The organism is Sphingomonas sp. (assembly GCF_031372575.1).
Taxonomy (GTDB): Bacteria; Pseudomonadota; Alphaproteobacteria; order Sphingomonadales; family Sphingomonadaceae; genus Sphingomicrobium.
Genome location: NZ_JANMLM010000071.1, coordinates 1 through 2,768 on the forward strand (window position 1 = coordinate 1; position 2,768 = coordinate 2,768).

Consider the following 2,768-nt stretch of genomic DNA (forward strand, 5'->3'; position numbering starts at 1 on the left):
ACCGTCGAACAATACGCTGACCAAGAATATCGCGGTGCTTGACGCTGGCAATTATGGCGGCCGCTATATTCACTACGGGATCCGCGAATTTGGCATGGCGGCGGCGATGACCGGCATGGCGCAGCACGGCGGGGTGATCCCCTACGGCGGTACCTTCATGGTCTTCTCCGATTACAGCCGCCCCGCGATCCGCCTCGGCGCGCTGCAAAAAGCCAAGGTGATCCACGTCATGACCCACGATTCTATCGGGCTTGGCGAAGATGGGCCGACCCATCAGCCGGTCGAGCATCTCCAGGCCCTGCGCGCGATCCCGCAACTCACCGTCTATCGCCCCGCCGACGCAGTCGAGACCGCCGAATGCTGGGCCGCCGCCTTGACCGATAACGGGCCGAGCCTGCTCGCTCTGTCCCGCCAGAACGTCCGCGCTTTGCGCATCAAGGCGGAGAAGTCCAACCTCTCGGCTAAGGGAGCGTACCGCCTCAGCGCCGCCAAGGCCGACCGCAAGGTGATCATCATCGCCACCGGCACCGAGGTCGAGATTGCGGTCGACATCGCGGCCGCGCTTGAAGATCAAGGCATTGGCGCCGACGTGGTGTCGATGCCCTCGACCGATCGCTTCGACGAACAGGCCAGCGCTTACCAGCACGACATCCTGCCCGACGTTTCGAACAAGGATATATTGCGCGTTTCGATCGAGGCGGGGATTACCAAGGGCTGGGAACGCTACACCGGCCTGCACGGCCTGCGCATCGGCATCGACCGCTTCGGTGCCTCGGCCCCGGCCTCCGATCTGTACCCGTATTTCGGCCTCACGAAGGAGGCAATCCTTCCCAAAATCCTGGAGAAACTGGGCAAATGACCAAGGTTGCAATCAATGGTTTTGGCCGCATCGGCCGGCTCGTCGCACGTGCCATATTGAGCCGCGACGACCACGATCTCGAACTCGTCGCGATCAACGATCTCGCCGATGCCAAAGCCAATGCGCTGCTGTTCAAGCGCGACAGCGTCCACGGCAAGTTCGCTGGCGAAGTATCGGCCGAGGGCGATGTGATGATCGTCAACGGACATCGCATCAAGGTCACCGCCGAGCGCGACCCCGCCAATCTTCCGCACAGGGAACTCGGCGTCGACATCGCGCTCGAATGCACCGGTTTCTTCACCGATGCCGGCGGGGGCCAGAAGCATCTCGACGCTGGCGCCAAGCGGGTTTTGATCTCGGCTCCGGCCAAGGGCGCCGATTTGACCGTCGTCTATGGCGTCAATCACGACAAGCTGACCGCCGACCACAAGATCGTCAGCAACGCCAGCTGCACCACCAATTGCCTCGCGCCGGTGGCCAAGGTGCTCAACGACGCGATCGGGATCGAGCGCGGGCTGATGACCACCATCCACGCTTACACCAACGATCAAAAGATCCTCGACCAGATCCACGGCGACATGCGCCGCGCGCGCGCCGCCGGCATGTCGATGATCCCGACCACCACCGGCGCCGCCCGCGCGGTCGGCGGAGGGATGCCCGAACTGAAGGGCAAGCTCGACGGCTCGGCGATCCGCGTCCCGACCCCCAACGTCAGCCTGATCGACCTGACCTTCACCCCGTCGCGCGACACCAGTGTCGAGGAGGTCAATGGCCTGCTCAAGGCTGCATCGGAAAGCGGACCGTTGAAGGGCGTGCTGGCCTATACCGATGAGCCATTGGTCTCGATCGACCTCAACGGCGATGCGGCAAGCTCGACCGTCGATAGCCTTGAAACCGCTGTCCTCGAAGGCAAGCTCGTCCGTGTGCTCAGCTGGTACGACAATGAATGGGGTTTTTCGAACCGCATGGTCGACACGGCGGGCGTGATGGCCAAGCTGGGCTAGTCATGCCCGGCTTCAAAACCCTCGACGATTTGCCCGACGACCTGAGGGGCAAGCGCGTTCTGGTCCGCGTCGATCTCAACGTGCCGATGAACGGCGCCTCGGTCGCCGATGACAACCGTCTGCGTGCGCTTCTCCCGACCGTGCTCGAATTGAGCGACAAGGGCGCGATCGTCCTCCTGCTGTCGCATTTCGGGCGCCCCAAGGGCGACAATCGCCCCGACATGTCGACCGCGCAACTGGTCCGCCCGCTGGCCGAACTGACCGGCCGCTCAGTGCGCTTCATAGAGGATTGCCAGGGCCCCGAAGCGGCGCGGGCAATCACGACGATGCTCAGCGGTAATATCGGTATCCTCGAGAATACCCGCTTCCACGATGGCGAGGAAACCAATGACTTAGCGCTGGCGAAGGGCATGGCGGCGCTCGGCGAACTTTACGTCAACGACGCTTTCTCCGCCGCGCACCGTGCCCATGCCTCGACCGAAGGGATAGCCCACCTCCTGCCAAGCTATGCCGGCCGCGCTATGGAGGCCGAGCTTACGGCGTTGGAGAGAGTGCTCGGCAACCCCCAGCGTCCGGTCGCTGCGGTCGTCGGCGGCGCGAAAGTGTCGTCGAAGCTCGCCGTGCTCGGTCATTTGCTCGGCAAAGTCGATCATCTGATCATCGGCGGCGGGATGGCCAACACCTTCCTCGCTGCGCGCGGTGTAAGGGTCGGAAAATCCTTGTATGAGACAGACTTGCTCAGCGAAGCGGAAAGCATTTTCGAACGTGGCGACGCCGCCGGTTGCACCATCCACCTTCCCTACGACGTCGTCGTGGCCAAGGAATTCGCGCCCAACCCGCATTCCTTGCGCACCGTCAACGTCCACGAAGTCGCCGAAGACGAGATGATCCTGGATATCGGCCCC

3 protein-coding genes are annotated in these 2,768 nt (G+C 63.2%); all 3 read left to right on the plus strand.

Annotated elements, in window-relative coordinates; all coding sequences use genetic code 11:
* Nucleotides 1–859: transketolase-like TK C-terminal-containing protein (locus tag RMN73_RS06765; protein WP_309602561.1), on the plus strand; the 859-nt coding region annotated here is incomplete at its 5' end.
* Entirely contained in the window at nt 856–1,863 is a 1,008-nt protein-coding gene (gap, locus tag RMN73_RS06770; RefSeq protein ID WP_309602562.1) for a type I glyceraldehyde-3-phosphate dehydrogenase, read from the plus strand. The genes RMN73_RS06765 and gap, both read left to right, overlap by 4 nt.
* Before the next feature lie 2 nt (nt 1,864–1,865).
* On the plus strand, nt 1,866–2,768 hold a 903-nt coding region (locus RMN73_RS06775), incomplete at its 3' end, for a phosphoglycerate kinase (RefSeq protein WP_309602563.1).

Excerpts from the sequence above, each read along its gene's own strand:
- gap (WP_309602562.1), top strand. The coding sequence starts at position 856 with ATGACCAAGGTTGCAATCAATGGTTTTGGCCGCATCGGCCGGCTCGTC.